Source organism: Ruegeria sp. CF5, assembly GCF_056537325.1.
The window spans coordinates 304,783-327,791 of the sequence record NZ_JBQFRI010000004.1 but is presented as its reverse complement, the minus strand read 5'-3'; the positions used below and the strand labels follow the sequence as shown (position 1 = coordinate 327,791).

The following is a 23,009-nucleotide window of genomic DNA, read 5'->3' as shown; positions in this document are numbered from 1 at the left end:
AGGTTTGCGACCCATCCTTGACCGGCCTGAAGTCAATTGAGCTGGCAGGGCCCTAACCCGCAGGTTTCGTCGAGGCCAGTGAACATGCGAGCCGCGCAATCCGGCCGGTTAATTGCCCGCCAGATGTGAGATTTCGATCCCTCTGAAATTCTTGCAAATCATCGGTTGTTCACAAATGACGCAACCGTCACTGCAATTGAAGAATATCAGGTACGCAGAGCTTTCTCTGTGCAGGCATCTGATCTGCGCCGTCCGAGCGTTTCAACCTTTTCGGCCCGTCTTTGACCTTGATTTTCGGCTTGGCCAGCGGCCCCTTTGCAGTTACCGGCCAAGGGCTTCGAGAAAGGGGTTCTCCGATTTTGCGGGGCTGCAAATTAAGATCGAGCGCTTTGTTGTTCAGGTCCACCCCGCCAAAGATGACAACCTGCACCTGATCCGTTTCCAACGTGGTCTGTTTCGTTGAAATTGTTCCATTGGAAATACTCAGTGGCGCGCGCAAACAAACGATTGGTGCCACTTTTTGTTTTTCTTTGGAAAACACCCAAGGCAGCAACCCAAGTCCCGCCAAATCCAGAAGCTGAGTTTCGACCGAGCCATCGCGCATGGAAACCGTAGCACTGCCGCTGATCGAGTTGGCAAAGTGCTTTGCAGATTCCGTCCCGCCGGTTACGTCAAAGTCGGCGTAAATCGTTCCGCTTGCACCTTTCTTGAAATTCAAATTGTGCAGTATGTCGTCCAACTGCCATCCTCCGGCTTTGCCAGAAAGGGTTAGGGGATGCGCCTCATCCGACAGATCCATGCGACCGTTCACAGTGAAATGGCCGCCGCCATATTCGAAATTCAGGGGTCCGGCCTTCAATTCGTTTTCATTCAGCGTCAGTTCACTTTGCAGGACGCTGATGCCCTTAGCACCTTCGATGTGGCGCAGATCGATATCGACGTCCATGTTCATTCCAGACAGAAGAATGGACCTTCCGATTGGTTTGAGCGTCACATCCCGCAGCGGACCCGGATCATCCTTGCCACCCGGTTCTGTGGTGTCCTCAGCATTCTCGCTGTCCGCGTCCGAATTGCCCAGCTTTCTCAGTTGAGCAGTCGCCAATACGATCTGGCGAATCTGATCTATTTTGATCAGATCACTTTCAACTGTCCCTCGCAGCACAGGATCCGTCGTCGCATCATCAAGATCGGCTTTGATCTTCAGAACTGAATCCGCGACTGAAATCTCGGATTCGGCGTTCCAATCCGTCCCCTCACTCACGAGATTGATTGCAAAACTGGCTTTCCCTGTTTCTACCGGTTCCAGTGACAAGGCTTGCAAAAGTTCGGCGCCGGACGGAACTTCGACTTCAATACCCAAATCGAGATTTTCGAATTTGAGAACATTTTTTACAGTACCGTGCACTTCGAGGTTCCAGACATCCGTTTCGCTTGTCTTGCCGTCCAGATTGGTAAGTGAAAGCTGATTGATATCTCCGTTCAGATGAAAATCGCCTGAAAACCTGCCAAGCTTGTCATCTGGCCCCAACAGCTCTGGCGAGATCAGGCTGCTTGCGGGGATATCCAGCAGCCCCTCTGCCGATATGCCTTGCAACTGCAAGGCATCGTCGACCGAGCCATTTAATACGACAAACGGATGCGCTGGATTTCCGATACGCAAGTTGACGTTCCCGACCCGCAGAGCACCTTCCGGCGTTCTGGATAGCTCGGAAAACTTGATCGGCGGTGGTCCTTCGCCTGAGGTATCCAGCGTAAATCCATTGGTCTTGATAACCATTTGCCGCTGAGGAACCTGACCCGGTACGCTGTCCATAACCATATCGACGGCGACAAGCTTGAGGTCGTATCGCGATTCTGCAGGAGCAGGTTCAGCGTCTTCTGGGTAAAGTCTGATACGGGTCGTCAGCGAAACATCGGCCGGGTTCCCCAACTCGCCGATCTGTCCAGTCAAATCCAGACTTTGCCCACCATCCAGCTCGACCGTGACGCCAAGGTCATCAATCCGGGCTACGCCGTCTGCAGTCTTGAACGTCGCGCCTACATTCCCCGATCCCTCCAGCACACGGTTCAGCTTTAACACATCAAGAAGTTGACCAAGCTCAGCGATTTCAACTGCTGTTCTTACTTCTAGTCCGGATTCCTGTTGGACCTGATTTGCGATAATTGAAATCTGATCAAAATTTACAGTCACCTGAAATGGAGCACCGACCGGAAAAACTCCGTTCAACTCAAATTTCTCGCCGTTCAGCGTGCCCGTTCCAGCTACAGAAGCATCTTGGGCTTCACTACCGCGCGCCAAAACCAGTTCAGGAAGCTGCAGATCGAAATCCAGGCCGTTCTGTGCGCTCTGGTATAGGATTGATACGTCAGTCAGCTCAATTTTCCGGTCCGTCAGAATGTCGGAGACTGAGGTTTCCCGGTGTTTGGCTGGTTTTTCGTTCTCATCTCCTGGCGTGGAAATGGGCTGCCAAGAGGTTGTGCCATCTTCAGCGGTAATAAGGTTAAGATGAATGCCCGCCACGGATAGGTTGCTCAAAGACAACCTGCCATTCCATAAGTCTTTTGCCGAAACTTCGAACGCAAACCTGTCGATTTCTGCAAGATTGCTGTCAGAATCCGATGTGCCGGGCAGGACCAACCCCGTTGCCGATACCCCCAACTTTCGACCCAGACTTAATCGTACTTCATCTTCAATTTCAACGGTTTGGCCCAGACTTTTAGAAATCTGGCTTTCAACAAAAGCAGTCCTCATCGAAGAAAACAAAGAGGACGAAAGAACAAGCCAGGCGGCGACAATTACGACAAGTGCGATCGCACCACACAACATTAAACCTCGTACGATATATCGCACGCTCATCTCCTTTGTCGCCAATAACTCGCAGCATTCATTTAGCTTAATTCTATTATGCCAAAAAACCTGTTGGCGTGCTGGTGTCAATCGGCGTGTTTCGAAAACCGGCTAAACGCTGGGTATGAGCGAAGGGAAGTGTCGTAAGCTCTGGAGCTTTATTGACCAACATTCGTGAATTGACGTTTGTTCCCGTGGAACAGATTTTGAACAGACTTAAGCATGGTCTCTTTAGAAGGCTGTCACTTCCCCACGGATATGGCTCTGAATGCCGTGTACTTCTACTTGTACACAGTGTGCCATCCCGACCTGGAAGAAATCATGGCCAAAAAAGGCATTTCCCAGAGCTTCGACCTCGGGCTTTCGGCTATTTGCCGAACTCGCTGGATAGGTGTGTCAAAGCGAAGGCTAATCCCCTCCTTCCCAAAGTTTTGCAGCACAACCAATCTATTTGGCTGAACTAAAACTTTGAAACGGAACCTTTGTCAGTGGGTGACTTCTTTGAGACCCTCAATCTGCAAATCGAAACCCTCCTGAATGTGACGAGTGAATGTTTCCAAGGCTTCGGTCACGTCGCCCGTAGCAATCGCATCAACGAGTGTCAGATGGTTCCCAAGGGATTTTGAAATATCAACGTTTTCGATTGCCGAAAACAAGTGGAACGCCATGGCTTTGCCCCAAATCATATCGAACATGTCGATCAGAAATTTGTTGCCAGCCTCTACCATAAAGGCACGGTGAATGCGCCGGTTTGCGATAAAGTAGTCCCGCGTCGTTGGGTGGGTCAGATCTTCTTCGCGACGAATGAGCTCGCGCAGACGATCGAGCACCTCTGGTTCCGCATGAACCGCAAGAATGCGTGCAGCTTGCCCTTCGATCGCGGCTCGGGCCTGATACAGTTGTCTAACCTCAGCCTGGTCCATGCGGGCCAGCCGAAATCCACCGCTTGCGGCAACTTCCAACACGCCTTCGGTTTCCAACCGCATAAGCGCCTCGCGCACGGGCGTGCGGCTGATGTTCAATTCGGCGGCCAACTTTTCCTGCACCAGCCGATCATCACCGGTGATCTCGCGACTCATGATGGCTTCGACCAATTGGTCATAGACCTCGTCAGCAAGGCGTCTACGTTGTGTTTTGATCTGTTTCAGAGCCACTCGGGGCCTCTCTTTCTGTTCTTTTCGAATTCTGTATTCAAAAAAGCAGCGGGTGCCAAGGCGAATGGGGTTGCTATTACCTGTGTACTGTATACAGTATACAGACGCGGATGAACAGGGAGCTCTTTATGTGTGGAATTGCTGGTAGAATACTGGCCGCGCCCGGGAAGGTTGGGGCGGATCTGGTTGACCTGATGGATGCGCAGGAACACCGTGGCGCCGATAGTACCGGATTTGCCGTTTACGGTTTGCCGCGGGAAACAGGGTACGTTCTGCGGGGAATGGGGTTCGACAAGTCGCGGCAGGAATCAGATCTGTCCGAGTTCGAGGCCGTTCTGCGTGAACACGGCAGCAGTTTCCTTTCTGACCCCGAAATTCTTACGGACCAAAACCGCCACTACTGCTTTCGGATGGAGATTTCGGATCCAGCAAATCTGCAAGCTTGGGTCGCGGATGCGGATGAGCTGACGGATCGTATCGAAATACAATCCTGTGGCCGCAGCCTTGAGATCATCAAGGATATCGGTGGCGCAGAGGCGGTGGCCGAAAAGCACGGCGTCCGCGATATGATTGGAACACACGGGTTGGGGCACGCGCGGTTGGCCACGGAAAGCTCGGTATTGCCCAACGCCTCTCATCCGTTTTGGGCGCGCCCGTTTTCGGATGTCGCGATCGTGCATAACGGACAAATCACCGACTATTTCACCTGGCGCGATAAACTGACCCGGATGGGCTATCGGTTCCTGACCGAGAATGACAGCGAGTTGATTGCCGTCTGGGTCAGCGACCAGATGAAGGCCGGGCTGACGATGGAGCAGGCGCTCAAGAAGTCGATCACCTCGATCGACGGCGTCTTTACCTACATGATCGCAACACCGAACGGGATCGGTTTTGCCAAAGATCGATTTGCCATGAAGCCTCTGGTTGTCGTCAACCGCAATGGCGATCTGGCAGCGGCGACCGAAGAGCAAGCGGTCCGTCGGGTGATGGCCGAGGAATGCGATGTGATCAACTATGATGGCCCGTCGTTGACTGGCATCTGGGGCGTCGGAAACCGGAGCTTGGCGGCATGAACAAGGTGGCAGCAAAGATGGATGAGATTGTCATCGAAGTTGGCAAGCGCCATATCCGCGAGGTGAACCGCGACATCATGGAGGCCTGTGCAACCGGCCGACCCATACGTGTCGTGGACACCGTATCGCGCCATAACTTGGGCGTGGGATTGCCGGACAATGTGGATATCACCTTTGAGGGATCGGTTGGCTATTACTGCGGCGGTCTCAACACCGGTGCAAATATCTCAATCGAGCGTAACTGCGGCTGGGCAGTTGGTGAGGGAATGGCCAAGGGTCATATCACCGTCGGCGGATATGCGGGTATGTCCTGTGGCGCTGCGATGATTGGCGGCACGATCCATGTCAAAGGCAATGCGGGTCCACGGGTCGGCGTCGCGATGAAAGGCGGAAACATCGTTGTCGAAGGCAAGATCGGCTATCAGTCCGGCTTCATGGCACATTCCGGGCGCATCATCGCGCTAGGCGGGGCAGGAGAATCCTGCGCTGACGCGCTGTGGGAAGGCGAGGTCTGGGTGGCCGGAGAGGTCGATAGCCTGGGTGTGGATGTCGACGTAATCGAACCGACAGCTGAAGAAGTGGCCGAGGTCGATGCGATCCTCGACCCGCTCGGGCTGGTCGACAGTTCGCGAAATTGGCGCAAAATGGTTTCGGGCCAGCGTCTTTGGTATTTTGAAAGCAGGGACGCAAGCGCATGGCTCATGATCTGAGTAAACCTTACGAATATCCTTTCGACGTCGCCTCGGAAGAGGAAATCAGGTTCCGCGATGCAGGTGCGATCGACGGCCGCCCAGCCGGTGTGCCATCCTCTTACGATGAGGGAGGGTCGACCCGCTGGACACCCGAGGCGATCTCGGAAGTGCACGCGCTGGCGCAGCTCGGGCGCTATCAGGTGCGCGGGTACAATACGTTCAACAAGCAATTGCCGACCTTCGACGACCTGACGTTCGTCCCTGCGACGATGACTCGCCTACCTCTGGAAGGTTATCGAGAGAATTGCGATACGACGACCGTTCTGGGCGGTGGCCGTGGTCTTGTGGAACGTCCGCTTGAATTGAAAATCCCGATCTATATCGCATCGATGTCCTTTGGGGCCTTGTCGGCATCGGCAAAGGCATCGTTGGGTTATGGGGCCTCGAAAGTGGGGACCATGACCTGCACGGGTGAGGGTGGCATGCTGGAAGAGGAACGCGAAGCCTCCCAACGCCTGCTCTACCAGATGTCGCCCGCCCGATATGGAGTGGATCTGGATCACTTGCGCCGCGCGGATGCCTTGGAGCTGGTCGTGGGGCAGGGGGCGAAACCGGGAACCGGCGGGCTGCTGCTGGGCATGAAAGTCAGCCCGCGGGTCAGCCAGATGCGGACATTGCCTGAAGGCGTCGATCAGCGTTCGACCATCCGCCACCCTGATTTCCTCGGTGCCGACGATTTGTCAGTGAAGATCGAAGAGCTGCGTATTGCCACCAACTATCAGGTGCCGATCTTCATCAAGATGGGCGCAACACGCCCCCGATTTGACGTGGCAGTTGCTGCCAAAGCGGGTGCAGATGTTGTGGTCGTTGATGGTGCCGAGGGTGGTACCGGTGCGTCTCCGGAGCTGTTGCTGAACCATACCGGTATCCCAACGATGAGCGCCATTCGTGCAGCGCGCGAAGCTTTGGATGAATGCGGCATGACCGGCAAGGTCTCTCTCGTGGCTGCAGGTGGCATACGGTCCGGCGTGGATGCCGCGAAATGTTTGGCACTTGGCGCGGACGCTGTGATGATCGGTAATGCGGCCATGGTTGCCCTGGGATGCAACAGTCCACGCTATCTTGAGGATTACGCCGCCTTGGGAACTTCCCCCGGTGCGTGCCACCATTGTCACACGGGCCGTTGTCCGGTCGGTATTGCGACACAAGATGAAACCTTGGAGGCGCGGATGAACCCGCACGCCGGGGCGGAACGCATAGCGCGTTATCTGACGGCCATGACCATGGAGATAACGGCGCTGGCCAAGGCCTGCGGCAAGTCTTCGGTTCATAATCTGGAAACCGAGGATTTGCGTGCGCTCAGCTTTGAGGCATCGGCTTTTACCGGAGTGAAAATGGCTGGAATTGACAGGGCCTTTGACTGGTGAGGATATCGGTTCTTGAACTGACCAGCCACCCTTTGCCTTTGCTCGAAGGGGTTCCGCGAACCGCACAGCAGATACAGGAGTGGATCGCTCCGCATCTGCCCGAGGCTACGTTTGCGGTGGCTGGAGTCATCGATGGTGCGCCACTTCCCGATCACGATGATTTCGACGGTGTCATCGTCGGTGGATCGGAATGTGGTGTCTATGATGACACCGAATGGATGCAGCCGCTTCGCGAATTTCTCGAACGGCTGCGGGATCACCGCAAACCGGTTTTTGGAATTTGTTTCGGGCACCAGATCATGGCCGACGTCTATGGCGGACGGTCCGAGAAGGCAGAGGTCGGCAATATCATTGGAGCGCGTCCTTTCGACTTTGCAGGCGAGAGTGCTGACGCATTTGTCTGGCATCAGGATCAGGTGACCTGCGTTCCGGATTCGGCCCGGGTGACCGGATCAGCAAGCCACTGCCCTGTGGGCGCGTTGGACTATGATTTTCCTGCACGGTCGGTGCAGTTTCATCCCGAATACAGGGCGGATCATTTGCGTGAACTGCTGATACGGGTTCGAGAGGTTCTTTTGACGCCCGAAGAAGCCGACGCGAGCTTGTCCACAGTCAACGCCGCAAAGGTTTCAGAAGATCTTGCCGCGCGTCAGGCGGTGGAGCTGTTCCGAGGTACCTACACTCCCGTGTGATACACCGTTAGACAACGGTTCCTTGATCCTGATCAAGTCCGGCCAACCCTTAATATGTATACTGTATACACGGTAAGATGGGAGGTTGGGGAATGACAGGATATAAGGATTTCTTCGAGAAAATTGCGCGGATCGTGAATGCTCCGCGCGAAGGAAGTATCAGCGATCTGGAGTTGTCGGATCTCGGTCTGTCTCGGGCTGATCTGGCCATGTTGCGATCTGGTGCACCCAATGCGAGGGAACGTATTCTATCGATGGCCCGTCAGTTTGGCCTGAGCGTCGACGATCTTAACGCACATCCCGAGCTTGGCTTGGAGTTGGCTGAAAAATGCGGGCATTGCCGTCAGGCAAAGACCTGTCGTGACGCAATCCGATCTGGTGAGCGATTGCCGCAGGAAAAGTGCCCGAATTCCGGTCTTTATGCTGCGCTTTCCCAAAGCTAGCGACCGCTGGGGCTTTCTTTTGGGCTCAGCTTTCTACGTCCGGCGATCTTGAAACGATCAGCCGTTCCAAAATCCTTCATCCCCACACCTGCGACGAACTCGGCAAAGACCGGTGCATGCTTGAACAGATGCCCAGAACACCCACCGGCGAACAGGACGTTCTCATGTTCAGGGTGCCAGTCGACAATAAAATGCGTGTCGGGTGTCAGGATAATCTGGTTGAATTTGGAATCCACCACCCGCTCACCTTCAAGGCCCGGAAGACGATGGCGGATGTAGCTGCGAGTGCGTCCCAGCGTTTCCTTCCGGATCAGCCTTTCGTCATTGTCCAGATCGATCTTGTCCGGAATCACCACTGCGGCTTTCACGCCTGAGCCTTCGGATGAGGGCAAGCCAAAGGAGCCCTGACCATGATCGATCCAGCAGGGCATCCTGCTCATGTCGAAATCCTCGGACCCATCGGGTGTCGACGTATAGAGGACGTTTACACCAACCACCGTCGATATCGGCTTGATCGATTTGGGGAACATGTCCGCCATCCAGGGGCCGGTTGAGACAACGATGAGGTCCGCCTCAAGTGGCTTTCCATCCAGCATCAGTCGCTCTGAACCATCGGTGGTCACGCGGCCACGCTGCACAGTCCCGCCCGCGCGGCGAAACAATTCCAGCCCGGTCAAGACACAGCGGTGTGCCATCAGCATTCCGGCTTCGGGCTCGAACAGGGCGTATTCGATGTCAGGCACGCGAAACTGGGGGAATCGCGATTCGATATCCTGCCGTCCGAATTTGTAATAGGGTACGCCAACCCGGTCGAAAGTTTCGGCTGTGGCGTTTTCCCAATCACAATGGCCGCCTGTCGCCAGAATCAGTGCGCCGCATTCATACATCAGGTTCTGTCCGCTTTCCGCCTGAAGCTCTAGCCAGCGCAGGCGGCTTTCGCGGGCCCACCGCGTATAGAACTCGTCACGCCCCGAGATGGCACGGATCACACGGTTGTAATCCGTTGAAGATGCACGAGAATGTCCTGGTTCCCAACGATCAATCAGGGTCACCGTCTCGCCACGTCGTTGTAGTGTAAGCGCTGTCATGACGCCGACGATGCCGCCTCCGACAACAATGACCGAGCTCTTGGGCATGACGCAGATTTTCCTTGTTTATCGATTGGCTTTGTGAATACTGTATACAGAATACAGCAATTATAAAGCCAAAAAACAGGGAGCGCGCGCAAATGAGTTCGGGGTTTGATCTGCCCGAGGGCACACACACCGTCATACTTGGTGTTGGGGATCTCAACGGCATCATGCGTGGCAAGCGCATTCCGGCCAGTCACTGGGATCACGTCTGCAAAAGCGGCAATGCGCTGTCGATTGCGCTGATGGCGATCGACATGACATGCGATGTCTGGGACACGCCCTATGTCAATTTCGACAACGGCTACCCCGATATGCACGTCTTCCCGATGACGCAACCTGTTGCCGTCCCGTGGGAGCCGGGCGTCGCCGTTTGCTTTGGTCGGGCCGAGGGCATGGATCACAAGCCGGTACCCATTGATCCAAGGCAGGCGCTGGTACGTCAGGTAGAGCGTGCTCGCGAGATGGGGTTCGAGGTCAATGTAGGCACAGAACTAGAATTCTATCTTCTGGACCCGGATACCGGGCAGCCGCGCGACAGTGGGATTCAGGTCTATGGCTTGGGTCGGGCGGCACGGATGGAGCACATCGTCGGCCCAATTCGTCAACAGATCAACGAATGCGGCATTCCGATCGAACAGTCGAACCCGGAATATGCCGCCGGTCAGATCGAAGTGAATATTCGCTATGGCGAGGCGCTTGAAGCGGCCGATCGCGTCGTATTGTTCAAATCACTGATCCGCCAATTGGGGATTGCACACGGGTATTTGGCGACCTTCATGCCAAAGCCGTTCTTTGATCAGTCCGGTAACGGGTTCCACACGCACTATTCGCTTTGGAAAGACGGAAAGAACGTCTTTGCAGACGGCGGCAAGATTAATGACACCGGCAAATCATTCATCGCCGGGCTGCAGAAGCGCATGTGTGAAACGGCGATCTGCGGCAGTGGTACGGTCAATGGCTATCGCCGCCGCCAGCCCTATACGTTTTGCCCCATCAACGCGAGCTGGGGGTATGACAATCGCACCGTCGGCATTCGTGTCATCGAAGGGTCTGACAGCGCCGTACGCGTTGAAAAGCGTGACGCCGGTGCGGATGCGAACCCCTACCTTCTGCTGTCTGCGGAAATCGCTGCGGGGCTGGACGGGATTGAAGAGGGGCTTAAGCCTTCTGAGCCGACTATGGGCAACGCCTATGAAGACGGAATTGGCGATCCCATCCCTACCGACTTGCCAACAGCCATTGATTTGGCGCGAGGGTCAGAGTGGCTGCGTGATGTCATGGGAGAAATGACTTGGGAGCTGGTTCTGCAGCAGGCTGAGCGCGAGCTTGAGTTCTTTAATCAACAGGTCACGCAGGTTGAGCTGGACCGCTACCTGAGGACTTTCTGATGCAATTGGGTAAGGTCACCGGGACCGTCACAGCCACGGCCAAAGACGCAAAGCTGGTCGGTGCAAAACTGCTGGTGACAGATCTGGTCGACAGTAAAGGCAAGGTGATCGATCCGGCGCGGGTTTCTGTCGATACCTGCGGGGCCGGGGTCGGGGATACCGTTCTGGTGGTAAGCGGCTCGGCTGCGCGTATGGCAGCAGGTCTGTCTTCGGCACCGGTTGATCTGGCGATCATCGCGATTGTGGACCGTGTGTCCACGACCTGAATCAAATGACATCAAACAACTAAATTTCGTTGGAGGAACTGAAAATGGCGAAACCAGTGGCGGGGCAGATGGCCCTGGGCATGATCGAAACGCGCGGACTTGTCGGCGCGATCGAAGCAGCAGATGCAATGGTCAAGGCGGCCAGTGTTTCAATTGTTGGCCAGACAAAGGCTGGCGGTGGTCTGGTCACCACTCTTGTGCGGGGTGAAGTCGGCGCGGTTAAGGCGGCAACGGATGCGGGTGCAACAGCAGCAAACAAAGTCGGCGAAGTAGTATCCGTCCACGTGATTGCGCGCCCTCACGATGAGCTTGAGGCCATCATAGACGGCCTCGGCGCTGGCTCTGCGGCCTGATCCGCCCGCTTTAAGGAGGCGATATGTCTGCCGGTTTCGAGGAATTCACGCGTGCGGCTATACGTGGCGCGACCCGGGGTGCACCCGAACGGCCCAAGCTCGACCGAATAGCGGTGCTGGGTGGCGGTGCAGATGCGCGCCTGTTGGCAGCCCTGTGTCTTGCCGAAGGGGCTGAGGTCACATTGTTTTCAGCCTATGGGGCTGAACTTTCGCTTTTGGCCCAGTCCTCAGGCATCTCGCTTCGGGGCGAGGGTCCGGTTGGGACCTATCAGGTTGATCGCGACGGGCCTTCTGTACGCACGACCGCTGAACTGGATGCAGCGGTCCGCGACTCGCAGGTGATATTTCTGACCGGGCCAATTCACAAGCAGCGCACATATGCCATGGTTCTGGCCGATCATCTAAGCGATGGACAGATACTGGTTCTTGCGCCGGGTCGATCACTGGGCGCCGTTGAAACAGCCTGGCTATTGCGGATCGGAGGCTGCACCGCAGACGTCACTCTGGTCGAAGTACAAGGACTGCCCTATTGGTTCCGTTCCGAGGGGGCAGCCTTGACGCTTACGCAGGCGGATCCGATGGCTGCAGCGACTTTGCCGCGCGGGCGCGAAGAGGTTCTCGAGGGCTTGTCTGCGTATCTTGGTAACGTTCAGGTCGTTGACTCGGTTCTGGCGTCTGGCTTCAACGACCTATCAGCCGCGGTTGAGATACCTGCGCTGATCCTCGGCGGAGCTGCAATGGGCTCTGGTGGTCCCGCTGTGCCAATGGGTGGCGTACCGTTAGAGGCCAATCAGACCTTTGCGTCTTTGATCGGACCTGACCAGAAAGAAGTGATCCATGGCTTGGCGGATGAGAGGCGACGCATTGCGGCTGCCTTTGGAGTTCGCAATTTGCCGGCTACGGAGCAATGGATTTCCACCTTTGCCGGTGCAGAACGTGGCCCGGGCGCACGTCCAATCCCGGATCAGCAAACGTCTCGCGGATTGATGCGCGACGGGGTGTTGGGATCGCTTGTTCCTCTGGTTTCGGCCGGTGAGCTTGCAGGTATCCCATGCCCGCTAACGAACAGCCTGATTTCCATGTCTGACCGAATTTTGGGCGCCGATATTGCCGCCGCCGGACGACGCCTCGAAACCATTGGTGTTTCAGCGGGCGATGTAGATCAGGCGCGCCGTATCTTTGATACCATCGCCACCGGAGCTTCATGATGGATGCAGATCTGAAATCGATCGCTGCCGCCAGGCGCGCTGCAGATAGCGCTTTTGAAGCCTATCGTGCCTTTCTGGGCACTGACCCGGGGCAGGTAGACGCGATTGTGGACGCCATGGCACGCGCAATTGAACCGGAAGCCGAACGGTTGGGGCAAATGGCGGTTGAGGAAACCGGCTATGGCAATGTCCCGGACAAACGGGTCAAGAACCTGTTCAACGCGCTGTCTGTCGCGGATTACCTGAGAGATGTGACAACGCTCGGTATGCTCTGGCGGGATGATGCCACAAAGATAGCGGCCTTCGGAGAACCGATGGGTGTCGTGGCGGCCCTGATACCGGTGACGAACCCGACGTCGACAATCATCTACAAAGTGCTATCGGCGGTAAAGGCGGGCAACGCTATAGTGTGCGCGCCACACCCACGCGGGGTGGAGTGCGGCATCGAAACCGTGCGCGTCATGGCGCAGGTGGCCGAGCAGATGGGCGCTCCTAAAGGCCTCATTCAGTGTCTTGAATCAGTAACCATCCAGGGAACTGCTGAATTGATGAAACATCGCCGTACCTCGGTTGTGATGGCAACCGGTGGTCCAGCAATGGTCAAAGCGGCTTATTCAAGCGGCAAACCCACGCTTGCGGTCGGTGCAGGTAACGTACCGTGTTACGTTCACAAGTCCAAAGCGCGCGATCTGGCCGAAGTGGCCGAGATGATCGTGACGTCGAAAAGCTTTGACTACGGTACGGCTTGCGTCAGTGAACAGGCGGTTGTTGCAGACCCCGAGATCGCGCGAGATCTGCGCCACGAGCTAAAGTTGAAAGGTGCGTATTTCTGTACCCCTGCCGAGGCCAATCGTCTGGCCAAAGTGATCTTCAAGGGCAGGCAGGCAATGGACCCGGACAAGGTGGGGCAAAGCCCGCAGGCGCTGGCCGATGCTGCAGGGTTTGCAATCCCGCCGCGAACCCGGTGCCTCGTTTCAGAAGAAACCGAAGTTGGCTGGCAGCGCCCGCTGTCTGCCGAAAAACTGAACCCGGTTCTAGCGTTCTACGAAGCGAAGTCCTCGGACCATGGGATTGAGCTGGCACAATCTATCGCCAAATTCGAAGGCTGGGGTCATTCTTCGGTCATTCATTCGGACGACCCCGAGATTGTCGCCCGCTTCGCCACGGTTCCCACTGGTCGGGTACTGGTGAATACACCGGGCATTATGGGCGGCATGGGGTATTCCACGGATCTTGAGCCGTCCTTCATGTTGGGCACTGGCACGTGGTCGGGATCGATCACTTCGGACAACGTGACGGCCTTGCATCTCATCAACATCAAACGGGTCGCTTATGAAAGCAGGCCCTGGCGCGACATTTACGAGGAGTATGGCGCATGAGCGAGATTACGATCCGGGCGCTGATGCAGATCGATAACCTTCAACCGAAATTCGCCGCCTATAATGGTGCTACGGTGCAGGGATCGGTTCCATTGTCGGGGGATACGGTTCTGATTGGGGAATTCGCCCCTGGTAATGGGGTGTTTTCGCTGATCGACCGGGCGCTCAAGGCGTCCTCGGTTGAGGCGACGACGCAGATGGTCGAGCGTGAGTTCGGTTTCTTCATCCTCCGGTCCCCGTCGAATGCCGAAGTGTCCGCCGCGCGCGATGCAATGTTGGCCGAGCTGGGTGCCACGATGTCTGACCGGTTGAAGCCGTCGATCAGTTCCACGCAGATCATTACCAGCGTCGAACCCTATCAGGCGCAGTTGCTGAACAAATGGCGCAAAGGGGCGCTGATCGTTCCGGGGCAGACGTTGGGCATCGTGGAGTGTGCTCCGGCTGCTTACATCTCGATTGCCGCGAATGAGGCCGAGAAGGCGGCAGAGATTGACATCGTCGAAGTGCGCGCCGTGGGGCGTTTTGGTCGCCTGTTCATCTCGGGATCGGAAAACTCGGTCAAAACCGCGGTCGAGGCCGCGACTCGTGCGATCGAAGCTGTGGACGGGCAAGCCGGCTGATGGCGGCACCGCGTGTCATAGGCTCGGACGCAGTCGAGGATGCCCGTCGTCGCGGCAGGATTGTGCTTGAGATATTGCCCGACGACATCGTGACCGCTTTGGCTCGCGAAACGGCTGAACGTGTTGGCATTACGTTGGTCGACGGACCTCTGGAAAAACCGCAGTCGCCGCGTACCGATGCTGCCGTCTCGATGCAGCGGGTGTTGTATCGCCGTTCGCCTAAATGGGTTGCACCGGTGCGTGCGAAGCGCAAAGCCCGCAGGCTGGGTAAGCTTGCCTTGATCGGGGCCGGTGGAGTTGGGGGTAATGTGGCGCATCTGGCGGCGATGCAGGATATCGCGGATGAGATTACGCTGATCGACATTGCTCCGGGAATGGCTGCTGCAACAGCATTGGATCTGAACCACACCTCAGGCATCACCGGTGCGCGTGCACGGTGCGTGGGTGGCGAGTCGCTGGATCTTGTGGCGGGGGCCGAGGTGGTTGTAGTGACGGCAGGCCGCGCCCGACGTCCGGGTATGAGCCGCGCGGATCTGATCGACGTGAATGCGCGCGTGATCCGTCAGGCTGCCGAGGCCATCCGGTCTGCAGCGCCAAATGCCATCGTCATCGTAGTGACCAACCCGCTTGATGAAATGACTGTCGAAATGCTGCGTGCCACTGGGTTCCCACGTGAACGGGTGCTGGGAATGGCGGGAACGCTGGACAGCAGCCGGTTTCGCAATGCCCTTGCCATGGCAGCCGTAGTTGTCCCTGCCGATGTCGAAGCCTTTACCCTTGGTAGCCACGGAGACGAGATGGCACCGATCCCAAGTCGCGCGAGAATAAAGGGCAGGGCATTGGATGTGTTTCTGTCGCCCGACCAAATTGAGGCCTGTGTTCAGGACGCGGTGACCGGCGGCGGACAGGTCGTTGCCCTCAAGAAATCGGGTTCTGCGACCATCGCGCCGGCGCATGCGTCGATCGAGTTGATCGACCATATCCGGGGTGCACGCACTGGCCCGGTTCCGGTTTCGGTCATGTTGCATGGGGAATACGGCATCGATGGCGTGGTGCTTGGCGTTCCTGCACATCTCGGATCCAGCGGGTTGGTCGAGGTTGAAGAACTGCGGCTGACCGATCAGGAACAAGCAGCCTTGCAGAAGGCGGCGGATGCCATCCGGTCGAGGTTGGGCCTGTGACCCTGCGCACCTGGAAGTCAGGCGGACGGTTCGAGGAAGTGGCGTCTTATTCCCGCGCAAAACGCATTGGCCCCTTCGTCTGGATTGCCGGAACCACGGCCATCGAACCCAGCGGGCGGATTCACGCACCCGGAGATGTTGAAGCCCAGACAGGCTATATCCTGTCGCGCATAGAAGAGGCGCTCAAAGCCGTTGGGGCCGAGTTGCGACATGTCGGTCGGGTCCGCGCCTATCTGACCGATCTGTCGCGCGCAGGCGAATTCGCGCGCGTTCACGGAGCAGTTTTTAAGGATATCGACCCGGTTCTGACTGCCGTTCAAGCGGGGCTGACGCAGCCTGGTTTGATGGTGGAAATCGATGTGGATGCGGTAATTCACGACGAAAACGGCGGAATCAGCGGAATCTAAACATGAGTCACCAAGAAAGGATTTGATCGAACTATCATCTTGTGTACTGTATACAGAATACAAGAAGGCATAATGAGACACAGGGAGCTAATGTGATGATCAAGACAGCGCTACTCAGCGGAACATGCATCGCGCTCATGGCCTCGGCGGCCGCAGCGGAAATCAAGGTTGGATTTATCGGATCTCTTTCTTCGGATACCGGGCTATCGACCCTGCGCGGCGCCGAGATTGCGATCGAAGAACTCAATGCAAATGGCGGGGTGATGGGGGAACAGATCACCTTGGTCTCTGCCGATACCGGTCAGGACCCGACCGAAGGTGTGCGGGCCTACGAGTATCTGGCCGAAACCGAAGAAGTGGATTTCATCATCTCGGGTTCCATCGATGATGTCTCATTGGGTTGGCTACCACGGATGCAGGAGTACCGGATACCAACTCTGGACACATGGACATCCTATATCGGCATCATTGACATGGTGGTCGAGGACCCCGAAGGCATGGCGCCTTACTTCATGAACATCGCGTCGGATGAGGCGCTTGCCACGCTTTATATCAATTTCGGCGCGGACGTTCTGAAGGAAAAGATGGGGTGGGAATCCGTTGTTATTCTGGCAGAGGATACAGCGTTTGGCGAAGCAATCACCGGATTGGTGACCGAAGCGCTTGCCCCGGTTGCGGGGATCGAAGTCAAGGACATCATCACCTATGATGTTGCCACCGTCGACTTTGCACCAATCTTCAGCCGGGCGCAGGACACCGGGGCGGATTTCATCTATCAGGTCTCATCCGTAAATTCGCAGGTGGTATCGTCGCAATATGTGAAACTACAAGTGCCGATGGCGATGACGGGCGTGAACGTATCCGCATTGGGCATGGAGTATTGGGAAGACACTGGCGGAGCCGGTGGCGGCATCTCAACCCTGTCACCGATCCCGTCCGTAGGGTTCAAACTTGACCCGGCCAGCAAGGCCTTTGTCGACACCTATCAGGCTAAATATGACAGCCGCCCATTGCTGCCCCATTTCAACGGATTCAACGCCTATCATGGCCTGAAGCAGGCTATGGCCGCTGCGGAAGAGGCGGGTGGTTTCGACAATGTCGAAGGCTGGGCCGATGCGATGAAAAAACAGGACCTCGTTCTGGAAATGGATGGTCAGCTGTGGCTGCGCTATGCATTCTGGGGCGATGATGAGGTCGAACCGGTGACAGGCCGCACCTATCCGCACAATATCCGCTTTGATCTGTCGGAGCCGTTCGATGATGCGGCCCCGTCAATGGTCGTGGTTCAGTGGTACGAAGATGGAACTGCCGCCGTTGTGTATCCCGAAAAGTACGCAACAGGTGAATTCACCCTGCCCAGCTGGGTGAAGCAGTAATCCGGTCGCGTCGTTAGCTTGAAACGGGTGCGCGCTGTCGCGCACCCGCAGCCAAGGATCCATACATGTTGCAGATACTGATTCAGGGGCTTTTGCTCAGCGGTCTCTACGCGCTCATTGCAATGGGGTTTACGCTGATCTTCAGCATCGGCCGCGTTCTGAATCTCGCCTATGGCGCCTATCTGATGGTCGGCGGCTACATTTACTTTTGGATATCTCAATCGCTTGGGATGCCCAAGCTGATGGGGGTTGCCGTGGCTGCTGCGCTGGGTGTGCTGATGGGTGTCTTGAAATACCGCCTGATCGTCAAAACGCTAAAAGGTGATCATGTGGCTGTCGAGATTTCGACGCTGATCTTGGCGGTGGTAATTCAAGCGGGGATCGTTTTGGTCTTTGGCGACAGCAGTAAAATCCTATTGCCGATTGTCCCTGGCGTGATCAACGTGGCAGGGGCCTCGGTCACCTATAATATCCTGATCGCGACCCTCATCAGTTGGGCCATTCTGCTGGGCCTATATGCCTTTGTCCGGTTGACGCACACCGGACGAGCGATGCAGGCGGTTTCGATGGATGCCAAAGGTGCCGCGATTTCTGGGATAGACCCTGATCGCATTAACCTGATCACCTGGGGTATCTCTGGCGCATTGGGGGCGATCGGCGGCGTCTTCTTCGCCAGCTATACACAGTTGTCACCATCCATGTGGGTGGCACCACTGATCATTTCGGTGGCTGTGGTCATCGTGGGCGGGATCGGCTCGATCCTGGGAACACTGGTTGTTGCCCATATCGTTGGGTTTCTCGAGGTCATTGTCGTGGCCACGCTTGCACCGGAACTGCGCGGTGTCTTCACCATGCTTTTGATAATCGGCGTGCTTGTCACAAGACCGCAGGGCCTGTTTGGCCGCGAGGAGCTGTGAGGATGGGACTACGCTGGTTTCACTTTGCGCTCTGGGGCGGCTTGATCGCAGGTATGTTCCTGCTGCCGCAATTCGTCTCGAACGGGACGTTACGCACGATGATCTTTGCCAACTATCTGGCGATCTTTGCCATTAGTTGGGACGTGCTGTCGGGCCGAACAGGATATGTGAGCTTTGGCCACCCGTTCCTGATCGGTATCGGTGCCTATACTACGGCAATCCTGACAAAGCGGTTCGACGTCGCGGTCGAAATCTCGATCCCGATCGCTGTTGTTGTCACCATGATTGCGGGCTTGTTGGTGTTGCTGCCTGCCCTGCGCATTCGTGGCAGCTATTTCGCTCTGGTCACGCTGGCCTTCATGGAGTTGCTCTATCAACTGGTTCAGGTCATACGACCGGATCTGACAGGCGGGACCCGAGGCATGTCGGGCATTCAAACACTGACACGCGGCGCTGCGAACGGATACTACCTGTCCACGGCGCTAATGCTGGCGATTGCCGTCAGCATGTGGCTGTTGATGAAAACGCGGCTAGGAACCGCCTTGTCTGCGATCGGAATGAACGAAGAAAGCGTGCGGGGCTCGGGCCTCAGCACCACCCGCCTCAAGGCTTTTGCCTTCCTGACAAGCGCTATGATCGCGGGCCTGGGTGGTGCGTTCTATGTTCACTATCTGGGGTCGCTCGCGCCGCGTGCACTGTTTGATATCAACTTCCTGTTCACCATCATCGTTGCAGCGCTTTTGGGTGGAACTTCAACCATCATCGGGCCCATGATCGGCGCATTCTTCATGACTTTCCTGCTCGAGTACCTTCGGCCGGTTCTTCCCGGTGCGGAACGTTACTTTGTCTACGGTGCAATTGCGTTGCTCCTCTACATGTATCAGCCGAAAGGCCTTGTTGAGCTTGTCCGGCGTGGTTTCAAAAGTCTGGGCAAGGGGCGGGCGGCATGAGCGTAGCGTTGCAGGTTTCAGGTCTGGTGAAGCGTTTTGGCGGGTTGGTCGCGACGAATGATTTGTCGTTCTCACTTAAGGAGGGCGAGTCACTGGGATTGATAGGTCCAAATGGCGCAGGCAAGACAACCGTGTTCAGCCAGATCATGGGTGAGCTACGGCAGAACGGCGGTACGATTGAGCTGTTCGGGCAGGAAATCTCGACGTTGTCGACGCCTCAACGCATTCGCGCCGGGGTCAGTCGGACCTATCAGATCCCGCGCCCGTTTGGCGACATGAGCGTTGCCGAAAACATCCGGGTCGGTCTAATGCCCGACAATATCTGGCAAATGATCGTCTCACCCCCCGATAAAGAACGTGAGCGGGAGCTTGCGCTTAGCGTCGGCTTTACCAAAGCGGATCTTGATCGCACGCCAACAGAATTGGCCATGGGTGATCTGCGCAAGCTGGAAATGGCGCGCACAATGGCAACGGCACCCAGGGTGATGTTGCTGGATGAGGTGTTTGCAGGTCTCACCACAGGGGAGATCGCTCAGATCTCAGAGCTCATTCAGTCGATGCGCAAGGATGGGATGACTTTCCTGATTGTCAGTCATGACTTGCCCGCGCTTGAGCCTTTGATCGACCGTGCGATCGCTATCGAACGAGGCACCATGATTGCCGAGGGATCGTTCAGCGAGGTGATGAACGACAAGGCCGTTCAGGCTTCGTATCTGGGAGGCGCGTAATGTCGTATCTGGAAATCGAAAACCTGTCGGCGTTCTATGGCAAGGCGCAAGCGCTGACCGACATCTCTATCACCGTCCAACCCGGTGAGATTGTCGCGGTGGTCGGTCCCAATGGTGCCGGCAAATCGACCTTGCTGGACAGCATCATGGGGCTTGTCAAAACTGAGGGCGACATCCGGCTTAGGGGGCACAGCCTCGCCGGTCGAACACCTTCCGAAATTGTGCGCCATGGAGTGGGTTATGCGCCCGAGCGTTTCAACCTGTTTCCCTATATGTCGGTGCGAGACAATCTGATGGTCGGCGCCTTCACGGCCCGCGAGGATATCCAGAGCAATCTGGCAATGGTGCACAGTCTCTTCCCGCGTCTCGAAGAGAGGGAAGGGCAGGAGACTTCGACCCAGTCGGGCGGGGAACGTCAGATGGTCTCGTTCGGTCGCGCGCTCATGACCAGCCCCGAGCTGTTGCTGGTCGACGAGCCCACGATTGGGCTGGCTCCAAAAATCTGTCACGAAATTGCTGAGGTCGTGCGCAAACTTAACAAGGAATACGGGCTGACGGTGGTGATCACCGAGCAAAATGCCAATTTTGCGCTGTCATTGGCGAGCCGGATTTATGTGCTCGAGTCGGGACGCATGCAGACGTCAGGCACCGCAGACGAATTGCGGAATGATAAGCGATTGCTTGAAGCCTATTTCGGCGGGCATTGAGGTGCCTGTGAAGGTTTTTCAATTGCATCGCTCAGATCAAGATGCGCCAAGTTTTCTAAACACCTGCCTGCTTTAGTTTGCTCTGCGTTGCTCCGATTGACTAGAATTAGATCCCCCAGTTCTGGACATCATAGCCTTCGCATAGTCGCGCCTTGCTGTTGCACGATCCTCAAAGCGAGCGTGAACGACGCAGAAAAAGAGGGTGCTGTCATCCAGACCATTGCGAGGTGTAAACCAATCATAAGGGTCGGTTGGTTTTGCTGCGGCAAACTGATTGGGTCGTGGTGCTAAAGGTGTTGAATTGGCTTCATTATTTGTGATGTCTTCAAGCAGTGTTGGACGGGCAGTGCCAGTATCCGGCGTGAGGATGCCCATGATTTGTTCGCGACCAGCCGGAACGAAACGCGCGTTTTCCTCGACGGGAAACCGGATCGGCTGTCCTGCATAGACATCTCGCTGAACTTCGCTGTTCTTAACAACAATCACACCGTTAACGAGCACGTACGGGATGCCTTCTGAAGGAAGGCCTTGCTGGCCAAGCGTGTAGTTTGCCTTTTCGGTCACGGATTCTGGATCAAAAATTGTGATGTCCGCAACCATGCCTTCTTGCATCCGCCCACGCACTTGCATTGCCCGCAATCCGGTATCGCCCAACCGCTTTGCATGGATGTAGCTTAGCTGAGTGAGCGTGAGCATTAATGGCACATTCGCTTCGCGCGCCAATCTCAAAACCAGTGCATGGCTGCCGGCAGATCTGGGATGCCCAGCATAGTCTTCATAGGGCGCATCCCAACTCATCAGATTGCCCTCGATGTCTAGTCCGGCCATCCCGTCGCCCGAGATGCCGTAGCCTGCGATGGTGATCCAGTCGTTTAGCCATTGCTCCCTCGGCGGGCTGAAAACAATGGCTGTCCGTCCCGGCTCATTTTCTGCGAAGCTCAAGAACTCGTCTTTTGTCACGAAGCGATCAAGTTGGGGGTCAAAGATGGTGTCTTCGTATTTGTACCCCATCGAACCTTCCCAGTTTTCGGGGGCGATGATCGAGGCTCCGTAGTTTCCTGAACCAGCGGTCCATGGATAATAGCTGGACCAGACATTGTAGCCTTGGTCACGCGCCATCTGGAGTTTTTCCTGATTTTCCCACCACCCATAATCATTGTCGTGATGAATGTGCAGCGGAGCGCCAAGAACCATCGCGTTTACGAGGATTTCATTGACCCCGGTCTGCGTTTCTGTCGGAGTCGAAGCACTGGGATGAAATCGGTGATGGACAGAGGTCAATCTACCGTAACGCGCCGCAGCCCGTTGCGCTTCGAACATCTCGTAGGTCGTAATACCCTCGCGGGCATAGCCGATGGTCGATCCGACGCCGAGGGCTCCAAGACGTAGTCCCTCATCAAGCTGGGCAGTGATTTCGTTCATCTGTTCACGGTTGCTTGGAACCGAAGACCATCCCTCGACGCCGTCTTCCACAGATTGTGCCCTTAGTGCGAAGAAGTTTCGGAAATCTATATCCCCTCCTTCTAGCACGAGGCCGTCATGAACCCGCATCCGTGCGAATTCCTGTCCAACGACGGTGCCATAGTTAGCCTGCGTCGCGCCTTCGCGAGCATCATACCACTCATCGATGTTCGCGGCCCCAACCTCAAAATCCATTTGGGTCGTGACGCCATCACGAAGGTTTACCTTGATGCCCCAAGGGTCCAACCCATGCTGCTCGAGATCGATAAATCCGGGAGCTACAACATGCCCCGTCGCATCGATGGCCTCGCTACCGTCAATGTCTTCGTCAGTGATCGCTGTGATCCAGCCGTTGCTTATTCCGACGTTGGCGATCTGGTCGAACCCGGTTTCCGGGTCCATTACGCGACCGTTGAGAATTACAACGTCATAAGTTTGCGCAACACACAACGTAGAAACAACAGACAGTGCGCCTGCTAGAAACACGGTACGCATGGTTAGACCCTCCCTTTGATCAGTAGGATAACTGAAAGCAACTTCGGATCAACAAAATGGCATATTTAGATATCTGCCCCCGTACTCTTCGCCCAGATTACCGTGATCGGG

Annotated in this window: 23 protein-coding genes; 19 read left to right on the top strand and 4 right to left on the bottom strand. The window is 56.2% G+C overall.

Annotated features, from left to right (window positions below):
• Positions 1–187 precede the first annotated feature (187 nt).
• Positions 188–2,536 carry an AsmA family protein gene (locus ACR0NW_RS12800; protein WP_480450205.1) on the bottom strand — a complete coding sequence of 783 codons (2,349 nt, stop codon included), beginning with the start codon at positions 2,534–2,536 and terminating at the stop codon, positions 188–190.
• Here ACR0NW_RS12800 and ACR0NW_RS12795 point away from each other — a divergent pair.
• On the top strand, positions 2,511–2,963 hold the full coding sequence (locus tag ACR0NW_RS12795; protein WP_480450206.1) for a hypothetical protein: 453 nt from the start codon (positions 2,511–2,513) through the stop codon (positions 2,961–2,963). The genes ACR0NW_RS12800 and ACR0NW_RS12795 overlap by 26 nt on opposite strands.
• Positions 2,964–3,333: 370 nt before the next feature.
• Here ACR0NW_RS12795 and ACR0NW_RS12790 read toward each other — a convergent pair whose 3' ends face one another.
• Complete coding sequence (locus ACR0NW_RS12790) at positions 3,334–4,002, bottom strand: GntR family transcriptional regulator (RefSeq protein ID WP_170653148.1); 669 nt, start codon at positions 4,000–4,002, stop codon at positions 3,334–3,336.
• 128 nt (positions 4,003–4,130) lie between these two features.
• Between ACR0NW_RS12790 and ACR0NW_RS12785 the strand changes: the two genes are divergently transcribed.
• From ACR0NW_RS12785 to ACR0NW_RS12765, 5 genes are all read left to right on the top strand, one after another.
• Positions 4,131–5,075: a class II glutamine amidotransferase domain-containing protein gene (locus ACR0NW_RS12785; protein WP_480450207.1), complete on the top strand. Its 945-nt coding sequence runs from the start codon at positions 4,131–4,133 to the stop codon at positions 5,073–5,075.
• The gene (locus tag ACR0NW_RS12780; protein WP_480450208.1) at positions 5,072–5,785 is read left to right on the top strand and encodes a GltB/FmdC/FwdC-like GXGXG domain-containing protein; all 714 of its coding nucleotides are present in this window, start codon (positions 5,072–5,074) and stop codon (positions 5,783–5,785) included. Before ACR0NW_RS12785 ends, ACR0NW_RS12780 begins: the two co-directional genes overlap by 4 nt.
• Positions 5,770–7,194, top strand: coding sequence for an FMN-binding glutamate synthase family protein (locus tag ACR0NW_RS12775; protein ID WP_480450209.1), 1,425 nt, complete (start codon positions 5,770–5,772; stop codon positions 7,192–7,194). The genes ACR0NW_RS12780 and ACR0NW_RS12775 overlap by 16 nt, the downstream gene beginning before the upstream one ends.
• Positions 7,191–7,886, top strand: coding sequence for a type 1 glutamine amidotransferase (locus ACR0NW_RS12770; RefSeq protein ID WP_480450210.1), 696 nt, complete (start codon positions 7,191–7,193; stop codon positions 7,884–7,886). Before ACR0NW_RS12775 ends, ACR0NW_RS12770 begins: the two co-directional genes overlap by 4 nt.
• A gap of 92 nt (positions 7,887–7,978) precedes the next feature.
• Positions 7,979–8,329 (top strand): hypothetical protein, encoded by a 351-nt coding sequence (locus tag ACR0NW_RS12765; RefSeq protein WP_480450211.1) that lies wholly within the window; start codon positions 7,979–7,981, stop codon positions 8,327–8,329.
• Here ACR0NW_RS12765 and ACR0NW_RS12760 read toward each other — a convergent pair.
• Positions 8,326–9,465, bottom strand: a complete 1,140-nt coding sequence (locus ACR0NW_RS12760) for an FAD-dependent oxidoreductase (RefSeq protein WP_480450212.1) — start codon at positions 9,463–9,465, stop codon at positions 8,326–8,328. The genes ACR0NW_RS12765 and ACR0NW_RS12760 overlap by 4 nt on opposite strands.
• 92 nt (positions 9,466–9,557) lie before the next feature.
• Here ACR0NW_RS12760 and ACR0NW_RS12755 point away from each other — a divergent pair, with 92 nt between their 5' ends.
• The 13 genes from ACR0NW_RS12755 (at position 9,558) to ACR0NW_RS12695 (ending at position 20,942) form a co-directional block, all read left to right on the top strand.
• Positions 9,558–10,850, top strand: a complete 1,293-nt coding sequence (locus ACR0NW_RS12755; RefSeq protein WP_480450213.1) for a glutamine synthetase family protein — start codon at positions 9,558–9,560, stop codon at positions 10,848–10,850.
• The gene (locus ACR0NW_RS12750; protein WP_480450214.1) at positions 10,850–11,116 is read left to right on the top strand and encodes a EutN/CcmL family microcompartment protein; all 267 of its coding nucleotides are present in this window, start codon (positions 10,850–10,852) and stop codon (positions 11,114–11,116) included. The genes ACR0NW_RS12755 and ACR0NW_RS12750 overlap by 1 nt, the downstream gene beginning before the upstream one ends.
• A gap of 44 nt (positions 11,117–11,160) precedes the next feature.
• Entirely contained in the window at positions 11,161–11,469 is a 309-nt protein-coding gene (locus ACR0NW_RS12745; protein WP_170653132.1) for a BMC domain-containing protein, read from the top strand.
• A gap of 23 nt (positions 11,470–11,492) precedes the next feature.
• A complete protein-coding gene (locus ACR0NW_RS12740) occupies positions 11,493–12,677 on the top strand; it encodes a hypothetical protein (protein ID WP_480450215.1) in 1,185 nt (394 codons plus the stop codon).
• Complete coding sequence (locus tag ACR0NW_RS12735) at positions 12,677–14,056, top strand: aldehyde dehydrogenase family protein (protein ID WP_480450216.1); 1,380 nt, start codon at positions 12,677–12,679, stop codon at positions 14,054–14,056. The genes ACR0NW_RS12740 and ACR0NW_RS12735 overlap by 1 nt, the downstream gene beginning before the upstream one ends.
• The gene (locus ACR0NW_RS12730) at positions 14,053–14,676 is read left to right on the top strand and encodes a BMC domain-containing protein (protein ID WP_170653126.1); all 624 of its coding nucleotides are present in this window, start codon (positions 14,053–14,055) and stop codon (positions 14,674–14,676) included. The genes ACR0NW_RS12735 and ACR0NW_RS12730 overlap by 4 nt, the downstream gene beginning before the upstream one ends.
• Positions 14,676–15,857: a malate dehydrogenase gene (locus ACR0NW_RS12725; protein WP_480450217.1), complete on the top strand. Its 1,182-nt coding sequence runs from the start codon at positions 14,676–14,678 to the stop codon at positions 15,855–15,857. Before ACR0NW_RS12730 ends, ACR0NW_RS12725 begins: the two co-directional genes overlap by 1 nt.
• Complete coding sequence (locus tag ACR0NW_RS12720; RefSeq protein WP_480450218.1) at positions 15,854–16,264, top strand: Rid family hydrolase; 411 nt, start codon at positions 15,854–15,856, stop codon at positions 16,262–16,264. Before ACR0NW_RS12725 ends, ACR0NW_RS12720 begins: the two co-directional genes overlap by 4 nt.
• 95 nt (positions 16,265–16,359) lie before the next feature.
• Positions 16,360–17,640, top strand: coding sequence for an ABC transporter substrate-binding protein (locus ACR0NW_RS12715; RefSeq protein ID WP_480450219.1), 1,281 nt, complete (start codon positions 16,360–16,362; stop codon positions 17,638–17,640).
• Between the two features lie 65 nt (positions 17,641–17,705).
• Positions 17,706–18,557, top strand: a complete 852-nt coding sequence (locus ACR0NW_RS12710; RefSeq protein WP_170510277.1) for a branched-chain amino acid ABC transporter permease — start codon at positions 17,706–17,708, stop codon at positions 18,555–18,557.
• Between the two features lie 2 nt (positions 18,558–18,559).
• The gene (locus tag ACR0NW_RS12705; RefSeq protein WP_480450220.1) at positions 18,560–19,507 is read left to right on the top strand and encodes a branched-chain amino acid ABC transporter permease; all 948 of its coding nucleotides are present in this window, start codon (positions 18,560–18,562) and stop codon (positions 19,505–19,507) included.
• Positions 19,504–20,235: an ATP-binding cassette domain-containing protein gene (locus ACR0NW_RS12700; RefSeq protein ID WP_170653116.1), complete on the top strand. Its 732-nt coding sequence runs from the start codon at positions 19,504–19,506 to the stop codon at positions 20,233–20,235. The genes ACR0NW_RS12705 and ACR0NW_RS12700 overlap by 4 nt, the downstream gene beginning before the upstream one ends.
• Complete coding sequence (locus ACR0NW_RS12695; protein WP_170653114.1) at positions 20,235–20,942, top strand: ABC transporter ATP-binding protein; 708 nt, start codon at positions 20,235–20,237, stop codon at positions 20,940–20,942. The genes ACR0NW_RS12700 and ACR0NW_RS12695 overlap by 1 nt, the downstream gene beginning before the upstream one ends.
• A 72-nt stretch (positions 20,943–21,014) precedes the next feature.
• Here the strand turns inward: ACR0NW_RS12695 and ACR0NW_RS12690 are convergent, their stop codons facing one another.
• Positions 21,015–22,898, bottom strand: a complete 1,884-nt coding sequence (locus ACR0NW_RS12690; protein ID WP_480450221.1) for an amidohydrolase family protein — start codon at positions 22,896–22,898, stop codon at positions 21,015–21,017.
• Positions 22,899–23,009 lie beyond the last annotated feature (111 nt).